Origin of the sequence: Vibrio sp. HA2012, from assembly GCF_002812955.1 — a bacterium.
Classification (GTDB): domain Bacteria; phylum Pseudomonadota; class Gammaproteobacteria; order Enterobacterales; family Vibrionaceae; genus Vibrio.
Genome location: NZ_PFXK01000001.1, coordinates 463,331 through 483,674, shown reverse-complemented (window position 1 = coordinate 483,674; position 20,344 = coordinate 463,331). Strand labels below are relative to the sequence as shown.

The 20,344-nt window shown below is 44.1% G+C and carries 12 protein-coding genes; 9 read left to right on the top strand and 3 right to left on the bottom strand.

The annotated features are described in order from the left end of the window. Positions 1 to 98: 98 nt before the first annotated feature. From rsmF to CSW98_RS02205, 3 genes are all read right to left on the bottom strand, one after another. Positions 99 to 1,472, bottom strand: coding sequence for a 16S rRNA (cytosine(1407)-C(5))-methyltransferase RsmF (gene rsmF / locus CSW98_RS02215; RefSeq protein ID WP_443083645.1), 1,374 nt, complete (start codon positions 1,470 to 1,472; stop codon positions 99 to 101). Between the two features lie 246 nt (positions 1,473 to 1,718). Next, a complete protein-coding gene (locus CSW98_RS02210) occupies positions 1,719 to 4,361 on the bottom strand; it encodes a PqiB family protein (protein ID WP_100798807.1) in 2,643 nt (880 codons plus the stop codon). Next, on the bottom strand, positions 4,358 to 5,629 hold the full coding sequence (locus tag CSW98_RS02205) for a paraquat-inducible protein A (protein WP_100798806.1): 1,272 nt from the start codon (positions 5,627 to 5,629) through the stop codon (positions 4,358 to 4,360). Before CSW98_RS02205 ends, CSW98_RS02210 begins: the two co-directional genes overlap by 4 nt. Before the next feature lie 141 nt (positions 5,630 to 5,770). On the opposite strand from CSW98_RS02205, the gene msrC reads away from it, so the two are divergent. The 9 genes from msrC to CSW98_RS02160 all read left to right on the top strand — a co-directional run bounded on the left by msrC (position 5,771) and on the right by CSW98_RS02160 (position 19,808). Further along, positions 5,771 to 6,238, top strand: coding sequence for a free L-methionine (R)-S-oxide reductase MsrC (gene msrC / locus CSW98_RS02200; RefSeq protein WP_100798805.1), 468 nt, complete (start codon positions 5,771 to 5,773; stop codon positions 6,236 to 6,238). 105 nt (positions 6,239 to 6,343) lie between these two features. Continuing rightward, the gene (gene proQ, locus CSW98_RS02195; protein ID WP_100798804.1) at positions 6,344 to 6,985 is read left to right on the top strand and encodes an RNA chaperone ProQ; all 642 of its coding nucleotides are present in this window, start codon (positions 6,344 to 6,346) and stop codon (positions 6,983 to 6,985) included. A gap of 46 nt (positions 6,986 to 7,031) precedes the next feature. After that, positions 7,032 to 9,023 (top strand): carboxy terminal-processing peptidase, encoded by a 1,992-nt coding sequence (gene prc / locus CSW98_RS02190; RefSeq protein ID WP_100798803.1) that lies wholly within the window; start codon positions 7,032 to 7,034, stop codon positions 9,021 to 9,023. A gap of 170 nt (positions 9,024 to 9,193) precedes the next feature. Next, on the top strand, positions 9,194 to 9,856 hold the full coding sequence (locus tag CSW98_RS02185) for a hypothetical protein (protein ID WP_100798802.1): 663 nt from the start codon (positions 9,194 to 9,196) through the stop codon (positions 9,854 to 9,856). Positions 9,857 to 10,054: 198 nt separating this feature from the next. Next, complete coding sequence (pepN, locus tag CSW98_RS02180; protein ID WP_100798801.1) at positions 10,055 to 12,661, top strand: aminopeptidase N; 2,607 nt, start codon at positions 10,055 to 10,057, stop codon at positions 12,659 to 12,661. 173 nt (positions 12,662 to 12,834) lie between these two features. Further along, entirely contained in the window at positions 12,835 to 13,053 is a 219-nt protein-coding gene (locus CSW98_RS02175; RefSeq protein ID WP_100798800.1) for a DUF2835 domain-containing protein, read from the top strand. Positions 13,054 to 13,204: 151 nt separating this feature from the next. Then, a complete protein-coding gene (locus CSW98_RS02170; RefSeq protein WP_100798799.1) occupies positions 13,205 to 18,043 on the top strand; it encodes an NAD-glutamate dehydrogenase in 4,839 nt (1,612 codons plus the stop codon). 46 nt (positions 18,044 to 18,089) lie between these two features. Beyond that, positions 18,090 to 19,100, top strand: a complete 1,011-nt coding sequence (pyrD, locus tag CSW98_RS02165) for a quinone-dependent dihydroorotate dehydrogenase (RefSeq protein ID WP_100798798.1) — start codon at positions 18,090 to 18,092, stop codon at positions 19,098 to 19,100. Between the two features lie 159 nt (positions 19,101 to 19,259). Next, complete coding sequence (locus CSW98_RS02160; RefSeq protein ID WP_100798797.1) at positions 19,260 to 19,808, top strand: cell division protein ZapC; 549 nt, start codon at positions 19,260 to 19,262, stop codon at positions 19,806 to 19,808. Positions 19,809 to 20,344: the final 536 nt, after the last annotated feature.

Below are 20,344 nucleotides of genomic sequence, written 5' to 3'. Positions count from 1 at the left end.
AAGTGTAGTTCAGGCACAGGGCTTTACCAGCAAGGGTTGGCGCAAATTTGACTCTTTTTGAAACAGGGTTCAGTCCGCATAAAATTAATCGTCTGCAATTAGAACAGGTTACCATCTCGAACCAGTTCTCGGGGCAGTCCGTTTTTTATCCGGTTTCCTACCCATTTTCCGATCCCTATCACATCTTTATTTAACTTAACGATAACTTCTCCTTTTCCGGATAAGGAATTTGGTCGGATATCTCTTCCCATAAACCATTCCCGTGCCTGTTCCACAGAGAGTTCTATGCAGGCAGCTTCACTGCCGGTGGCCAGAGACATTACAGCTTCATGCTGCCAGCGATAGCCTTTCTTATGGGCTTCCGCAAGTTTAATTCCCATACGGTCAAAACGAATTTGGCCAATCATAGGTTCCAGAGCGGCAGGAAACAGCCAGACTTCATTATCACGCAGCCAGAGTCTTCCGCTGTCAGGCAGAGTCAGACCAAGACTGTCTTGCAGGGATTTGGTTACGCTGTCACAATTATTGCGTGATGCTTTTTCAAATGGGAATTTACCCAAACGTTTTTTTACCTGTGGTGGTGTTGCTGAAGCATGTTTACGTAAGCGGGCAACAAAAAAACCTTCGCTATCGAAAATTTGTGGATATATATGCAGGAATCCCTCTTCAGTGATAGCCTTGTCTGCATCCTGGAATAACTGATTCAGTGGCTCAAAGGTTACCTTATCACCGAATTGTTTTTTTAAATGATGACAGACCTGCTGGTTTTCTTCCAGATTCAGTGTACAGGTTGAATAAACCAGAACACCACCGGGTTTTAAGGCATGAAAAGCACTTTCGATTAGGTCTTTTTGAGTTTCCGCGATATCCAGAACGGATTCACGACTCCAGTTATTCATTGCATCCGGATCCTTACGAATAGTACCTTCTCCGGAACATGGTGCATCAAGCAGAATGGCATCAAACTGTTCTGGTAGCCAGCCGCCGAATACCCGGCCGTCAAAATTCGTCAGAGCAACATTTCTTACGCCGCAGCGCTGAATATTTGAATACAGTCCTTTTATACGGCTTGCTGAGTACTCATTTGCTACTAGAGCACCATTATTATCCATTGCAGCGGCTATCTGAGTTGTTTTTGAACCCGGTGCGGCGGCGACATCAAGTACGGTATTCAGTTTGTCTTCCTGATCCATCAGCAGAGCAGAAACAGGCATCATGGAGCTGGCTTCCTGGATATAAAACAGCCCGGCCATATGCTCGGCTGTATTGCCCAGCGGAGTTGTTTCCTGGCTGTCTCTTTCGATCCAGAATCCGGTATCGCACCAGGGAACGGGTGTCAGTTTCCAGCCTTTTTCTCGGGTTCGGATAAGAAAATCGGCTACAGATATTTTTAATGTATTCACCCGGATACTACGGCGAAGAGGCCGTTTACAGGCTGAGACAAAAGCCTCCATATCCAGATGCTTAGGCATGATGGATTCGATTTGTTGCAGGAATGCTTGAGGTAATTTGATATTAGGATGCACGACGTCTTCCGGATAATCAGACTAAAAACAGGCGATAATTCTACCCGTATCAGGAGCAGAATTAAAAGGGTATCTGAGACTTGAACGATATGGGGTGGAAGTATATACAAATAAACCTGCTGAAATCGCAGGTTTATTATCTGATCGCCACAGCAGCGGAACGTTAACCAGCACGAGACGTTCTGGAAGACGTTACTCCGGTTTCGGAATTGGGGTTCTCCACTGTAGCCATTCTTCTTTTGCTTCCGGGTGAAGGAAGAATGACTGCTCGTTCTCGGCGACAGGACTGAGCGTGGTATTTTCTGGTGTAGCGAATGCGACCCCTCCGCGGAGAAGACTGTCAACCGTTCCTGATTTTATATGGGCACCGGAGAGGCCGACAGATACATCGACGCCAGATACATTCCAAAATACGGTATTCTCTCTGACCAGATAAGCGTAACGCTTTTCTATTTCTATTGTCGTAATAATCCTGTCGGCAAAGGTACCCAGTTCTACGCTGTTAACTTTTCCGACTTCCATTTCCCGGTAGAAAACTGGTGTGCCGGTTTCAAGTGAATCGCGGGTTTCGCTTTGCAGGGTAAAATGAACGCCTTGTTCCTGTTTAGGGATGAAATTGAGTGGAAACGTAAACTGAGCATGACCGGATCCCGGTTTTACATCAATGTATGAATTAAGCAGTGTGTCCAGATTCTTTATGCCTTTTATTCCGACTTCGGCAGTGATCAACTGAAAATAGCTGTTCTCAAGCGCAATATGAGATACATATTCCGGCATGATCTGAACCTTGATATGTGTTTCACTGTGTTTGAAATCTGGGATCAGGCTGGTTACTTCACCGATGGTCACGCCCTGATAGCGAATAGGAGTACCATTACCAATAGAAACATTTTGTGTGGTTAACAGAGTGATGACTTTGCCGTATCTGCGGGCATGCTTGAGATCTGGATAAAGCAGCCAGCGGGTGTCTTTTTTGTTTTCCACTCCCGGAATACTGTCGAAAGCGATTCCTCCCTGTATCAGCGATTTCAGTGGTGCTGCTTGAATATTTATTCCGCTCAGACTGGCTTCGATTTCGACACCGGAACGATTCCAGAATACTGTATCAGGCTGTATCAGGTGGCGGTAACGATTTTCTATTTGTAGTTCCAGAGCAACGCCTTCTTTGGTCAGGTGATAGCCTGAAACATGACCGACGGACAGGTTGCGGTATAATAAAGGACTGCCATCATTTACCGGCGGAAGCTCTTGTGCGAACAGATGCAATACTGTGCTTCCGCCCTGATTATAAGCCGCCAGTTCTGCCAGCGACTGGCTGGCATAGAGGTGGTATTCTGTGTTGGGAGCCGGTTTTCCTTCGCTGACAAAACTAACAGACCCGGTAAGTAGCTGTTTTGCCGGAGGAACCGATATATTGAGTCCGGATTCAGTAAGCTCAGCCGTAGCGCTTCCGGTGACAAAAAAGCGGTTATCTGATTTCAGCAGATGTTTGTACTGCTTATCGATAAGAAGTTTGATCTGAATGCGATCATTTTTCAGTGAAACGGATGAAACTGAACCGACAGACAGACCTTTATACAAGACGGATGAACCGGCATTCAGACCGTATGAGTTATCCGCAAGCAGAGTGACCGGAAGAGAGCTTTCCTGTTCACGCAGGAGATCATCTTTTCTGACGGCACTGAATTCTCTGGTTTTATTACCTGTTCCGGGAACCAGTGTCAGGTAGTTTCCGGTAATCAGGTTGGAGATATTGTCCAGTTCAGTAAGCGAAAGTTTCGCTTCTTCGAGAAGAAAACGGGAGCCTGTTGTCAGCAGATCACTGAAAGCTGGCTGAATAGCGGCAGAAGCGATAACCGATTTTCGTTCATCGCCCAGACTCAGGTCAGTAATTTGTCCCACCTCTATCCCACGGTACATGATCGGGGTTCCATTCGGAGTAATCTTGTTATTATCAGGTAATGTTATACTGATGGGAATGCCTCGCCCGGCAGTTTGAAGATCCGGATATAGCTTAAAGTGGGTGTATTCCTGAACTGGGTCTCCTGCGTCAGGAGCGTCTACGGCAATGGCACCAGCCAGCAGAGCACTCAGACTTGCCATCCGCACATCAATCCCTTTGAATCCGATATTGGCGGCTACACCACTGACATTCCAGAAACGGCTTTCGCTGGTAATAATATGGCGAAACTCGTTCTTGATAAAGGCTTTGATCAGTACCTGTCTGCTGTCTTCTGATAATTGGTAACTATATACCTCACCGATAGGAATCTTCCGGTACAGAATCTGAGAACCGATGGAAATAGACGCCAGATTATCGGATTCCAGAGTAATATTCAGTCCCTGAGATGCCTGCAAATCGGCCGGGGCACCATCAAGGGCAGTATAGGTATCTTTTATCTCATCATCGTCATCCGGTTCTCCTGGCTGAATGGCTATATAGTTCCCGGAAACAAGGGCATCTAGCCCCGATATGCCAGATATGCTGGCGGTGGGTTTGACCAGCCAGAAACGGGTATGTTTCCCCAGCAGAGGAGTCGCTTCCGGATAAATATCAGCATCAACATAAATATTGTCCAGCTTTCGGGACAGTGTGATGTTACGGACCATACCGACTTCCAGCCCCTGATAGCGAATAGTGGTTCTGCCCGCCACCAAACCTTCTGCATCGGAGAAATAGATTTGCACACTCTGTCCAGCCTCATGGACGGCTTTTATCACCAGCCATCCCGCAAGGATCAGGGTGACCAGAGGAACAATCCAGAGTGGGGATATTCCGTAATCCCGCCTGACTTTTGGCGGATAAGATTCTGTATTTGTATTTACCTTACTCATGGAATGACTCTTTCTATGGGCTTGTTATCCGGTAAACGGAGTTCTGCAGTATTTTTTTCCGGTATTTCATCCCAGATTAAACGTGGATCCAGACTCTCTGTGGCCAGCATAGTCAGTACCACAACGATGCCAAAAGCAACGGCTCCGTAACCGGGTGTAAAATTAAGGAGTTGTCCCCGATCAACCAGTGTCATCATAATGGATATGACGAAGATATCCATAACCGACCACTTACCAATCCATTTAACCACAAAATAGATGATCATCAGTTGTTTCCTGAAGCGTTTTTTCTTCAGATGAACACAAATCAGAATACATCCGATGCCCAGAATCTTGGCAGCAGGAACAACGATGCTGGCAATAAAGATGATCAGGGCGATGCCTTGCATGTCTTTTGTTATCAGCGTTGCTACACCAGAAAGGATGGTGTCTTCCAGCCGTTGACCATTAGTAAATAGAATGGATATAGGGATTAGGTTTGCCGGAAAAATAGCAACACTGGCGGCAATTAAATAAGCCCAGGTTTTCTGCACGGAATAAGGCAGTCTGTGGCTGATGGGTTTGTGGCAACGCTGACAGTGGGAGCCTTCCGGCTGAGACAAATGGCAATGGTGACAATGCATTTCTTTATGGTTAAAGACATAGTCTGACTCAGACTGCCAGCATTCCCAGTAACGCCGGGCACTGAAGCGGGTGAGCAGCATCAGCAGGAATATCTGCAGCAGGACTAAGCCATATAAACCGGTACCGACAAAAATATCGGAATAATCCTGCAATTTGAAACAGGCGATAGCAATACTGGCAAGAAAAACGTCCAGCATTGCCCAGTGTTTCATTATCTGACTGATACTCAATGAACGCCGGAACCAGATAAAGCTCCGTTTCTTCAGTGCAATATGAGCGGTAACAACGGACAGACAGACAGCAAACGGAGCCAGTGAACTGCAAATAAAAACCAACAAGGCCAGTCCCCCGAAGCCTTCCAGCACCAAAGAGTACATACCTGAAGGCAGTGTAGCTGTAAACATGACGCCAAACAGACGGATACTTATGAAAGGAAAAAAATGTGAAGGAATAAACAGCAGAAGACAGGTAATGGCTAAAGCCAGATTACCAGACAAATGTTGCGAACCTCCGCGGTAGAGCTGGGTACCACAGCGGGGGCAATAAGCACTTTTTCCTTCCGGGAGGGAAGTCAGAGCGACGGGAAGTTCACATCCCTGACACAGTCTGATTTTCCTGTCGGATTGCTGTTTTTGCTGAGACAATACGGTGCTTTCCTTAGATTCCGAATAGTAAGATTATAAGGCATTGTTTTTATATGGTTAAAATATTTTTTACTATCTTGTATTATTGAACAGAAATAAACGATACCATCTTTTATCTGGTTTATTATCTAAGGAAATACATTGACTCAGCATCAAACATTAATCAAGCAGGCTATTGCACTCGTTGAAGACGAAACTGATTTGATCGCCAATCTGGCAAATCTTAGCGCACTTTTATACATGGAACTGGAAGCGCTTAACTGGGCTGGTTTTTACTTGCTTAAAGGTAACGAGTTGGTTCTCGGACCTTTTCAGGGTAAACCTGCCTGTGTTCGGATCCCTCTGGGGCGTGGTGTTTGTGGAACGGCTGTCGCAGAGAACCGTACTCAACGGGTATATGACGTTCATCAGTTTGAAGGACATATTGCCTGTGATGCTGAGAGTAATTCTGAAATTGTGATTCCATTTTCTGTGAACGGGAAAGTGGTCGGGGTTCTGGATATCGACAGTCCCCAAATAGGACGTTTTAGCGAAGATGATCAGCAAGGGCTGGAGAATTTGATGACAGAAGTAGAAAAGCTGTTCAATTCACACGCGAACAAAGCATAAATTCAGGATTGAATGTGGTTTTTCAACTCTATCTCACTATAATAGCCAGAATATTTCTCAGACATAAAGAGCGCGCGGATAAGGCCGCACGTATCAGGAACCCTCATGGAAAACACTGAAAAGTTAAAAAACAGCAAAGAAGTCATTGCATATATTGCTGAATGTTTCCCTAACTGCTTTACTTTAGAAGGTGAAGCAAAGCCACTTAAAATTGGCATTTTTCAAGACCTTGCAGAACGTTTGGCTGAAGATGAAAAAGTCAGCAAAACTCAGTTACGAGCTGCGTTACGCCAGTACACCTCTTCATGGCGTTATTTGCACGGTGTAAAGCCGGGTGCTGTTCGGGTTGATCTGGATGGTAACGAATGTGGTGAACTGGAGCAGGAACATATTGAGCATGCCAAACAGGCATTAGCTGAAAGTAAAGCTAAAGTACAGGCTCGCCGTAAAGAGCAAGCGGATAAAATGCGTGAAGAAGGTAAAGCGAAAGCGAAACCAAAAGCGAAGAAACCGCAGCAGTCTCGTCGGGCAGCAAAACCAAAACAGCAAAAAGCGGACAGCAAACCTGTTCCACAAGAAACACGTCAACTGACAGCTGATGAGTTAAGCATTGGTAAAGATGTGCATGTGAATATGGGTAAAGGAAACATGGCTGCTACCGTTGTGGAAATTAATAAGGATGATGTACGTGTGAGTCTTGCTAACGGCCTGCAAATGGTTGTTAAAGCGGAGCACCTGCATGCATAAGTGACACATGTGATATTTCACGTGTGCTAAGGAGACAATCCTACGCATGAAATGCCGTTTGAAACTATCTTTGATTGCTGCTGGCTTATTGCTGGCAGCATCTGCTCAGGCTCTTGAAGCCAAAATCTCCCGGGAACAACTTCCCGTCCTCGTTCCTGAAGCTCAGCATGAAACTGCCAGTAAACGTGTAACCTCACGCTTTACTCGTTCACATTACAAGCACTTTAGTCTGGATGACCATTTTTCTCAGTCTATTTTCCAACGCTATCTGGAAATGCTGGATTACAATCGGAATATCTTTACTCAGGCCGATATTGATTCATTTAATGGCTGGTCTTTACAGCTTGATGATCAACTGAAAGCCGGTAATAACCAGATTGCCTTTGATGTTTATAATCTGGCGACTCAAAGACGTTTTGAACGATTTGTCTATGCACTTAGTTTGTTGGATAAACCAATCACTTTCGATACTGATGAGTCTATCGAGCTGGACCGTTCTGAATCTCCGTGGCCGGAAAACATTCAGGAACTGAATGAGCTATGGCGTAAACGGGTAAAATACGATGCTCTCAGTCTCAAACTGGCAGGAAAAGAGTGGTCGGACATTAAAGATACACTTGAGAAACGCTATAACAATGCGATCAAACGTCTGACTCAGTCACACAGTGAAGATGCTTTTCAGTTGTATATGAATGCATTTGCCCGTGAAGTTGATCCGCATACCAGCTATCTTTCTCCTCGAAATGCTGAGCAATTCCAATCAGAAATGAATCTTTCTCTGGAAGGGATCGGTGCTGTACTTCAATTGACAGATGATTACACGGTCATTCGTTCTCTGGTTCCTGGTGGTCCGGCTTCAAAAAGTAAAGAATTGACTGATGGTGACAGGATCATAGGTGTTGCTCAGGATGGTGAGGACATGGTGGATATCATCGGCTGGAGGCTGGATGATGTTGTGCAACTGATTAAGGGCCCTAAAGGCACAAAGGTCACGTTGCAGATCCTCCCGGATAGTAAAGATGCCAAAAGTCATGATGTTACTATCGTACGAGATCAGGTCCGGTTAGAAGACAGGGCAGTTAAATCTGAAGTTATAGAAAAAGACGGTAAGAAAATCGGGATCCTGGAAGTGCCGAGTTTTTATGTTGGTCTGGCAAAAGACACGGATAAATTACTTGCAGATCTGAAAGAGAAACAGGTTGACGGTATCATTGTTGATTTGCGTAACAATGGTGGTGGTGCACTGACAGAAGCCAATGCACTTTCTGGTTTGTTTATTACCCGTGGGCCTGTTGTTCAGGTTCGTGACAGCTATGGCAGAGTGAATATCAACACGGATACTGACGGACAACTCAGTTATCAGGGGCCAATGACCGTATTGATAAATCGCTATAGTGCATCAGCATCGGAAATTTTTGCTGCAGCTATGCAGGATTATGGCCGGGCAATCATTCTTGGTGAACAATCGTTTGGTAAAGGCACAGTTCAGCAGCACCGTTCTCTGAATCATATCTATGATATGTTTGATAAAGAGTTGGGTTATGTTCAGTATACCATTCAGAAATTCTATCGGATTGATGGCGGGAGCACTCAGAACCGGGGGGTTATACCTGATATTTCTTATCCGACTCCGGTGGAACCCTCGGAAACAGGGGAAAGCGTAGAAGATAATGCGTTGCCGTGGGACAGCATTGTTCCTGCTTCGTATGAAAAATTAGCGGATCGTCAGGAACAGATTACCCGCTTAATTCGTGAGCATCAGGTTCGTATTGATAAAGATATGGAGTTTGGGTTTATTCAGGAAGATATTGTGCGTTATCAGTCTGAAAAGGATGATAAGACACTGTCTCTGAATGAGGTTGCCAGAAAAGCAGAAAGTGAAAAAGACGATCAGATCAGCTTGGAACGCATCAATAAGAGACAAATAGCAGAAGGGAAAGAACCTTTCACTTCTCTGGATGATGTACCGAAAGATTATGAAGCCCCGGATGCTTATCTGAATGAATCTGTTGCTGTTATGCTTGATATGCTTAAGTAGTTATCATTGGGTGACAAAATAGAAATTTCTTGTATTTGATTGACGATAGAATATAAAAAGCGAGTCTAAAAAACTCGCTTTTTTATTTGAGTAAAAATTGGACGGAAGTCTTAGTTTTCGCTTTATCAATAATCTCCGGCTAAGCTTAAAGAAAAGAGAGGAGAAGAATGATGAAGTGGTTATTACTCATTCTGGCCTGTTTTTCTGCTCTGAGTGCAAGGGCAGATCTGAATCTGAAAGGCGATCTGACTCAGTTTGATTACCCGTTTCTGCTAGGAGACTGGTATCTGTTTAATCCGCAGCCCCAGCAGTCTGATGAGGATTTTCTGACGATCCGCCTCTCTCTGTCTTCCGACTATAACTTTAATATTCAGGTGGAAAAGAAAGATTATAGTGTTGACTATTGGCAGGGCATATATTCTGTCGGGATTGATACGTTGATCCTGGGAGTTGATTCTACCATTCCTCAGTATTATCAGTATCGCTCAAGTCACAACCGGCTTATGCTTAACGGTATCACTTTTATTAAAGGCCTGCCTAACGCTATCGCCGGGGCATGGACAAGTCGTAATATCAAAGGAGATGATATTATGGCGAGTAACGTGAATCAGATGGATCTAATATTACAGCCAGATTTTGTTTTCCTGTTTATGGCTCAGTCTGGTGACGGAACCTTTGTAACCCACGAAGGGATCTACTATATGGAAGGTGATCATCTGGTTTTGATGTATGAAGAGGGTGAACAGGATTCTCGATACAGCCTGAATCAGGATACTCTGACACTGGAAAGTGTGAATTTTGATATGTATGCAGAATTGGCAAGAGTGAAATAATTCAGGTATTTCCTGGAGAACCGGGAGTAGTCATTCGTTTCAGCGTGAAATACAGAAGCAAGGCAGGGAGATTCTCTGCCTTGTTTTTGTTTGTAAGGGGTTGAATTGTCAGTAACAGCCCATAGATATTAATAGGAATTATTTTAATCCCGCAGTATCAGAAGGCTGGTGACTGTGGGAGCATAAAGGATCACACCAATGTCACAGAATCCACAAGCGAAATACCGCAAAGACTATCAGTCTCCAGACCATACGATTACTCACCTTGATCTTACCTTTGACCTGCATGACACCACTACGCTGGTTACCGCACTTTCCCGGGTAAAACAGCAAAAAGCGAACGATACGCTGGTGCTTGACGGGGAGCGGCTCACTTTGGTGGCAATAGAAATTAACGGCCAGGCATGGCATGAATACAAAGAGTCTGAAGGGCGTCTTGAAATTTTTAACCTGCCGGCGGAATTTGAGTTATTGATCAAGACTGAGATTAATCCACAGGATAATACGGCACTGGAAGGATTGTATAAATCTGGTGGCGCATTCTGTACTCAGTGTGAAGCGGAAGGTTTCCGTCGTATTACTTATTATCTGGATCGTCCGGATGTGCTGGCTTGTTTTACGGTGACGGTCATTGCTGATAAGGCTGAAAATCCGTATTTACTGAGTAACGGTAACCGGATTGATAGTGGTGACCTTGACGGTGGACGTCACTGGGTAAAATGGGAGGATCCGCATCCGAAACCGGCTTATCTGTTTGCGCTGGTTGCCGGAGATTTTGATGTGCTGCGTGATACATACGTGACAGGCTCTGGTCGCAGTGTTGATCTGGAAATTTTTGTTGATAAAGGTAACCTCAATCGCGCCGGTCATGCCATGACATCATTGATTAACTCTATGAAATGGGATGAAGATCGTTTCGGTCTTGAGTATGATCTGAATATTTATATGATTGTTGCAGTCGATTTCTTCAACATGGGAGCCATGGAAAATAAAGGCCTGAATATTTTTAACTCAAAATTCGTTCTGGCAAATGAGGATACCGCAACAGACACGGATTATCTGGGGATTGAAGCGGTAATAGGTCATGAATATTTTCATAATTGGACAGGAAACAGAGTTACCTGTCGGGACTGGTTCCAGCTTAGCCTGAAAGAGGGACTAACGGTTTTCCGTGATCAGGAGTTTTCCTCTGATCTTGGTTCTCGTGCTGTGAACCGAATTAACAATGTTCGTATTATTCGTGGTCCTCAGTTTGCTGAAGATGCCAGCCCGATGTCTCATCCTATCCGTCCGGATAAAGTTATTGAAATGAATAACTTCTACACATTAACTGTGTATGAAAAAGGCAGTGAAGTTATCCGTATGATGCATACTCTGCTGGGAGAAAAGGCTTTTCAGGAAGGAATGAAGCTTTATTTTGCACGTCATGACGGAACGGCCGCAACGTGTGATGATTTTGTTGCTGCGATGCAGGATGCATCGGGTATTGATCTGTCGGATTTTAAACGCTGGTACAGCCAGTCCGGGACACCGATACTTAAGGTTGAGAGTCAGTATAACAGTATTGCTAAAACATTTACACTGGATGTGGTTCAGTTTACACCCCCAACGCAGGATCAGAAGAAAAAACAGCCGTTGCATATACCTCTGGATATCGAACTGTATGCAGCGGATGGTGAAGTTATTCCGTTACGTCGTAACGGTTTAAAAGTCACAAACATTTTAGATGTGAAGCAAGAAAAAGAAAGCTTTGTATTTGAAAATGTTCACGAAAAACCAGTGGTCTCATTACTGAGAGAGTTCTCTGCTCCGGTGAAGCTGGAATATGATTACTCTGATGATGAACTGGTATTCCTGATGAACCATGCTCAGAATGATTTTGCTCGCTGGGATGCTGGTCAGATGCTGTTGGCTAAGTATATCCGCACTAATGTTGTTAACCTGCAACAGGAAAAAGCATTTGAATTGCCGGAAGCTGTTTTAGATGCGTTCCGCGGCGTTCTTTTGCATAAGGAATTAGACCCTGCTTTTGTTGCTGAGTTTATTTCTCTGCCATCCCACAACGAAGTATCTGGTTGGTTTGATCTTGTTGATGTTGATGCGATTGATTCTGTATTGAAATCAATCCGGCAGGCGATGGCTGTCAATCTTGAAGACGAACTGACAGTGACATACCGCCACCTGGAACAGTCAGAGTACAGTATTGACCATACTGCTGTCGGTAAACGAGCATTGCGTAATGTTTGTCTGGGTTATTTGGCTTGTCTGGATTCAGGAAATCCACTGGTTCTGGCTCAGTATAATAATGCGAATAACATGACCGATACAATGGCTGCAATGGCTGCAGCAAATCAGTCACAGCTGGACTGCAGAGAAAAACTGATGGCTGATTTCAGTGATAAATGGAGTCAGGATGGTTTGGTTATGGACAAGTGGTTTATGCTGCAAGGGACAAATCCGGCAGAAAATGTGTTGCAGGTGATAAAAGAGACGATGAATCATCCGGCATTCAGTCTGAAAAATCCAAATCGTATTCGCAGCTTGATCGGTTCCTTTCTGAATACAAATCCGGTTTATTTTCATGCTAAAGATGGTTCTGGCTATGCGTTTGCCGGAGAAATCCTGTGTGAACTTAACGAAAGCAATCCTCAGGTCGCTTCTCGTATGATTGATCCCATGCTGAAATTACGCCGCTACGATGAGCATCGGCAGAGGCTGATGCGTCGAGAACTTGAAAAACTTGCTGCAATGGATAATCTGGCAAAAGATCTGTATGAAAAAGTGACCAAAGCGCTTGAAGCTTAATCAGATTTGACCATTTATTAGGCAAACAAATTCTCAGTGCCAGGGAGTGTACTTACTGATACAGTACTGGCACTGAGGAATCTATAGATGGTTTATATGGGGTTGTATTTGATGCCCATTTGTGGCGATGTAAGAATTTTATTCTGTCCAATATGTAATATATTTGTATAGCGATGAACCAGTACACATTTCGTCTGAATATTTCATACCATATATTTCAGCAGCATTATTCTGGTACAGCCAGTTCAGTTCTGGTAGTAACAGAGCAAGGGCTAAAATTACAAATACCAGCTATGCGGCTGAGGCCATTTCTTTCTCAGATAGGTGTCAAAGGACGATTCCGTTTAACAACTGACCAGAATAATAAGTTTGTACAGCTGGAATCACTATAAACGGATAACTATTTGATGTTTCATCAGTAATATTAATCACATAATCCCATATTCTTCTGTTGTTCTTGTCTGAAATGTTAACTAATTGTCAATTTCATTTTTGTTTCAGAGATACACTGTAGGTAATGAATCCCTGCAATGGAGCATGGTTATGGCTGCTCATGATACTCCGGTTCCGGTTCTTCTGGAGAAAGTATATCTTTTAATCCAACAGAAACTGGATACTGAACAAGCCCCTCTGGTTATCAAACTTGCAAAACATCTTTTTAACAATATCTCCCAGGATGATTGGGTTCAGAGGACGGACTCTGATTTGTACGGGGCTGTTATTAGTTTGTGGAATCGCCTGACTGAAAATAAGCCGGATCGAATATCTGTTCATGTTTTTAATCCGACACTCAGCCGACATGGCTGGCAGTCAACGCACACTATCGTCGAAATTGTGGTTCCTGACAGTCCATTTCTGGTCGATTCCGTAAAAATGGCACTGAATCGTCTTAGCTTAACCTGTCACTTTATGCTGCATGGTCCGACACAGCTGTTGCGGAACTCCCGGCAGAAAATTACAGAAATAAATAGTGGAAAGGGCAACTTTCAGTCTTTATTTCATATTGAAGTTGACCGTCTGAATGATGAGACTGAAATGATTCGGCTGAAAACGGAACTGACAGATGTACTCACCGATACCAGACTGGTTGTTGCTGACTGGCAACCGATGCTGAAAAAACTGATGTCAGTAATAGAAGAGACTGAAAGCCTGCGTTCTACTATCCCCGAATCTCCAGAGAGACTGGAAGAAAATCTGCAGTTTTTACGCTGGCTCGGGAAACGAAACTTCACGTTTATGGGCTATAAAGAATTCGATCTGATTCATGATAAAGGCGATGATATTCTCACTCCAATCGATGAAGAGGGGTTGGGTCTGTTAGGAAAAACCGGAAAAGCCAAAGTTGTCCGATTTTCTGAAATGGGGGATTCTGCTCGAGCAGAAGCAAAGAAACCCACGCTCCTGATCCTGACTAAAGGTAACACGGCCTCCCGAATTCACCGGCCTGCCTATACCGATTACATCGGTATTAAGAAATTTGATAAAAATGGTATCGTTATCGGTGAACACAGGTTTATTGGTCTGTATACCTCAGCGGTTTATAATCAGAGTGTGTTCAGCATTCCTCTTGTCGGGCAGAAAGTTCAGCGGATCCTGAAGGCCAGCGGTTATAGGGATGGTTCGTATTCTTATAAAGCCCTGCACAATATTCTGGAAAATTACCCGCGAGATGAATTGCTGCAGGCTAGTGAAGAAACATTGCTGGAAGTCGGGAGCGGTGTTTTGCAAATGCAGGATCGGGATTTATTGCGCTTGTTTGTTCGTAAAGATCCCTTCGGACGTTTTTACACCTGTATGGTGTACTGTGATAAAGAGCGCTATAACACGGGACTTCGTTGTGAAACACAACGTATTCTGAAAGCACATTTCCATTCCAGTCAGGACGTGGAATTTACCACTTTTTTCTCTGAGAGCCCTCTGGCCAGAACACAGTATATTGTCCGGGTGGATGACAGCACTGTGCCTTTTAATGTTAAAAACATAGAGCAAAATCTGATGGAAGCAGCTTCTTCTTGGGATGACCGATTGAGACAAGCGATCGTGGCGAATTTGGGTGAAAATAGTGGGTTGTCTCTGGCTAAAGAATATGTGTCGGCATTTTCGGAGGCTTATAAAAGTGATGTGTTGCCAGGTGTTGCTGTTGCCGATATCGAACGGGTAGAAGCACTTAGTGATGAGCATCGTCTGGGAATGCTTTTTTACCGGCCTCAGGAAGAGAAGGCTGACTCCCGGGTTGTTCACCTTAAACTCTATCACCGAGCGGAGCCTATTCATCTATCGGATGTGATGCCGATGCTGGAAAATTTAGGTTTACGGGTGATAGGTGAATCGCCTTATGAGATCCGGAAAAAAGATGGAACAGTATGTTGGATCCTGGACTTTTCTATGATCCATAAAGGTGCCGGAGAGATTGATCTTCGCCAGGCTCAGGATCGTTTCCAGCAGGCATTCGCTATGATCTGGACTGGTGAACTTGAAAGTGATCGTTTTAACCGCTTGATCCTCGGTGCCGGCCTGACAGCCCGGGAAGTCACAGTTTTGCGCAGCTATGCTCGTTATATGCGGCAGGTTGGTTTTCCGTTCAGCCAACGTTATATTGCCGAGACCTTGTCGGATTATCCGGATCTTGCGGCCTTGCTGGTTCTGCTGTTTGTTAAACGTTTTGATCCTAAAACGAGAAGCCGGGATAAGGGGCAGAGTGATTTGATCAATCGGATCATGGAGCAATTAGATAGGGTGGAAAGCCTTGATGATGACAGGATCATTCGTCGCTATATCGAAATGATCTCAGCAACACAGCGAACGAATTATTTCCAGAAAGATAAGAATAATCAGCCCAAGCCATGGTTGTCAATAAAGCTCAGACCGGGCGATATCTCGGATATTCCGGCTCCTGTACCTGCTTGTGAAATTTTTGTATACGCTCCGGATATTGAAGGGGTTCATCTGCGTGGTGGTAAAGTAGCCCGGGGTGGACTGCGATGGTCGGATAGGCAGGAAGATTTTCGTACAGAGATTCTGGGACTGGTGAAAGCGCAACAGGTCAAAAATACGGTTATTGTTCCTGTCGGTGCAAAAGGTGGTTTTGTCTGTAAGCGTCTGACTAACTTGTCTGGAAGAGATGAAATTTTTGCAGAAGGACAACGGTGTTATCAGCAGTTTATCCGGGCATTGCTGGATGTGACGGATAACATCATAGACGGTCGTGTTGTTGTGCCTGAAAATATGGTTCGTCATGATGACGATGATCCATATCTGGTGGTTGCGGCTGATAAAGGAACCGCCACTTTTTCTGATTTAGCAAATGCGGTATCTGAAGAGTATGGTTTCTGGCTTGGTGATGCATTTGCATCTGGTGGTTCTAATGGGTATGACCACAAAGCAATGGGGATTACCGCTAAAGGGGGATGGGAATCGGTTAAACGTCATTTCCGGGAAATGGGAAGCGATTGTCAGACAACAGATTTTACCTGTGTTGGAATCGGTGATATGGGAGGGGATGTTTTCGGTAATGGTATGTTGTTGTCTAAGCACATTAGGTTACAGGCTGCATTTAATCATATGCATATTTTTATTGATCCTGCTCCCGATGCGGCTGTCAGTTGGCAAGAACGGCAGCGGCTGTTTAATTTATCCCGTTCAGGATGGGATGACTATAATCCTGATCTCATTTCAGCCGGAGGCGGAGTTTTTTCCCGGAAAGCCAAATCAATTAAGCTTACACCCGAAATTCAAAAAATGCTGTCTACCCGAAAGACGGCTGTGGCACCTAATGATCTGATAAAAATGATCCTGACAATGAACGTGGATCTATTGTGGAATGGTGGGATCGGAACCTACGTTAAATCTTCCGGAGAGAGTGACAGTGAAGTGGGTGATCGGGCAAATGATGCCCTTAGGATCGATGGTAAGGATCTGAATGCTAAGGTTGTCGGCGAAGGCGGAAATTTGGGAATGACTCAGCTCGGGCGAGTGGAATATGCACTGAATGGTGGCCGGGTTAACACCGACTTTATTGATAACGTTGGTGGTGTCGATTGCTCTGATAATGAAGTGAACATAAAGATCTTTTTAAATGCTTTGCTGGCTAGTGGTGAACTTACGTTTAAACAGCGTAACAGGATCCTAATGCAGATGGAAAGTGAGGTTGGCAGTATTGTTTTGAAAGATGCTTATTGTCAGTCAGAATCTGTATCGGTTAGTGAGTATCAGGGAACGTCTTTGGTGAAAGAGCTGATCCGCTTTATCCATACACTGGAAAAAGCCGGTTATCTGGACAGGGCTCTGGAATATCTCCCTGACGATGAAAGCCTTCTGGAAAGGGAAAAACAGGGATATGCCTTTACCAGACCAGAATTGTCTGTTCTTTTGGCATATGGAAAAATGGTGTTGAAAGAGCAATTGGTCTGCGATGAGATAGTTAATGATGAGTTTCATACTCACTACTTGCTGAGTTACTTTCCCGATGAGTTACGGGGTAACCATTCTCGGCATGTTGATCAGCATCCTTTACGGGCTGAAATTATTGCGACAGTTCTTGCTAATCAGATGGTTAATGAGATGGGCTGTAATTTTGTCACCCGCTTGCAGGAAGAAACGGGGGCCGAGGTTGCCGAGATTGCTAATGCTTATGTCGCTATCCGGGAAATTTATGGTTTTGCGGAGGTGATCAGTCATATTCGTTGTTTGGACAATATTGCACAGGCACATGCTCAGTATGAATTGCTGTTCTATGTGCGTAGAACGATGCGGCGGCTTTCCCGGTGGATACTACGCAACCGGAATCGAATGCCTATCAAAGTATTAGTGGAGCAGTTCAGGAAAGACGTCAATATTATCTCACATAATCTGGACAGTTTTCTGGTTGCGGAAGAAGTTCAGGAACACAACGATCTTGCGGCTCGCTGGATTGAGCAGGGTGTTGATAACGTATTGGCTAATCATGTTGCCCGCCTGACAAGTCTTACTTCTGCTCTGGACATTTCTGCTATTGCAAAAGAGAGCGGTCAGTCAATAGAGGGGGCAGCCCGACTTTACTTTATTCTGGGGGACAGGTTGTCTTTGCATTGGTTCCTGAAACAGATCAATGGCCAGGAAACGATGAATAACTGGCAGGCTTTAGCAAGGGCTGCATTTCGGGAGGATCTGGATTGGCAGCAGCGTCAGCTTTCTGCTCAGGTTCTGAACTGTAGATGTACTGGTAATCATTTTGACCCGGAATCAGCACTTGAGGACTGGATAGCTTTGAATCAGCGTTCGTTAACACGTTGGGAAAATATTCTGAATGAGTTCAAAGTCGGTAGCGGACATGAGTTTGCTAAATTTTCCGTTGCATTGCGGGAATTGATGCTATTCAATTTGAATTGTTCCACAAATAAGTAAATAATACAGCCCCGTTTATACGGGGCTTTTTTCTACCGGAGGCACAATGCTTTACCGTTTAGCCAGGACTGGCTTTTTTCAACTCGATCCTGAAAAGGCACATGAGTTAGCAATTCAAAACTTCAAGCGTTTTCACGGTACACCATTTGATCTGTTTTATCGCCAGAATCTTCCACTGCGTCAAGTTGAGTGTATGGGGATCTCTTTTAAGAATCCTGTGGGTTTGGCTGCCGGGCTGGATAAAAATGGAGAGTGTATCGATGCCTTTGGGTCTATGGGGTTTGGTCACATTGAAGTGGGCACAGTAACGCCACGTCCTCAACCGGGTAATGATAAACCACGCCTTTTTCGTCTTGTTGAAGCAGAAGGGCTAATCAACCGGATGGGCTTTAATAATAATGGTGTGGATGAACTGGTTGAAAACGTCAGGAAAGCGACATATGACGGTGTCATCGGTATTAACATCGGCAAAAATAAAGATACTCCTATTGGAAATGGTAGTGATGACTACATGATCTGTATGGAAAAAACGTACGCTCATGCAGGATATATCGCCGTTAACATCTCTTCACCAAACACTCCGGGACTGAGAACGCTTCAGTACGGTGATGCACTTGACCAGCTTCTTTCGGATCTAAAGGCAAAACAGTCTGAATTGCAGAAGAAGTATGACAAATATGTTCCGGTAGCATTGAAAATTGCGCCAGATTTGAGTGACGAGGAACTTGTTCAGATTTGTGACTCACTGGTTCGTCACAATATGGATGGAGTGATTGCAACGAATACAACACTTGATCGAACAATGGTTAAGGGAATGCAATATGCAGAAGAAGCGGGTGGCCTTAGTGGACGTCCGGTTCAGTTGCGCAGCACGGAAGTGATCCGGCGGATTCATCAGGAACTGGGAGATAAATTGCCAATTATCGGAGTTGGTGGTATTGATTCTTATGTTGCAGCTAAAGAGAAGTTGCTGGCTGGCGCTCAACTGGTGCAGGTTTATTCCGGTTTTATCTATCATGGTCCTGGTTTGATTCGGGATATCGTTCGGAATCTTTAATCTGAACTTGTCAATATTTATCTTATCTGTGAAAAAGAGGGAATTATTTTCCTCTTTTTTTTTGTATTTCCATTTGTAGAATTAATGAAAACGTTGGCTAAGGTAATCATGTATTTTACCTAATATATTGAAAAATTTAAAAAAGTAGGTAACAGAACCATGCTTAAACCCAAAGATACATGGAATTGGTATTTCGACAGAGGGAATGATGCCCTGATGTTGGATCTGGGAGAGGATATGCTCTTCAGGGTCAATTTACCAAAGAAGTTTTTGGTTGACTGCGCCTTTTCTGCTAATGATTTTTCAGTTGAAGATGCCACTTCATTTCAGATTTTTCGGGAACAGATTTCCCGGATAGACCTATCCGAACCCCGCAGAGCGGAGTTGGTATTGAACTGTGTTGCAGCTAAGCGGTTCCATGTACCTGTTCAGCCCAAGAGCTGGTTTTTTGATTATCAGCCGGAGGGGAAAGGATATGAACCAGAAGAAGGTGACTTTATTCATTTGCAAAATGGTTTTGGCGAAGGCTATTTCATGGTTATCGAGTGTGGTGAAACTGCCAGTTTATGTGCTTATGTTGAACTTGGTGAGTTTCAACTGAATGGTTCCAAGCGGCTTTGCTTTGGTGAGCCGATCAAGGTTATGCATGACCGTATGTTATGTGCTAATGCTATGTTTACTGAACAACCCATTGCACTTGTCGGATAGCTATCTGTGGCTTGTGTAAGAAAATAAAATTCGTTCCTTTGTTGTATTTATCGGCTTCTTCCCTGGTTGCCGATTTTTTTTGTCTCTTATTTTTCTTTTGACGATATCCCTCCCGGTAGCTGTTTTTTTATTCTACTTTTCTTGCCTGTTCATTAATCAATTGTGCTCAATTTTACTCATGGAAGGTAAGTAAGAGTGTTTCATGTGTGATGCACCTGCCATAAATTTTTTCTATTTTTTCTCTGTCTGGCGAAAATTCCAGGCTGATTTATACCCATTTATTCCGCTTTTATGGATGTTTCGTAATTCACTTTCACTAAGATTGCCGCTTGGTATAGACCAATATCTCAGTGAATAATTAGTCGATATGTTTTGTTTTCTCTTATATCTCAGGAGATGAAACAGAAGTAAGCGTTCACTTTATTTTTAGAGGAAATTAATCTTCAAGAAAATAAACTAGCCTGAGTGATTGGAATAAACACTCTGTTTCGGTGCATTTCTCAGGTATAATCAGACCATTTTTCGCTGGCAGTCGA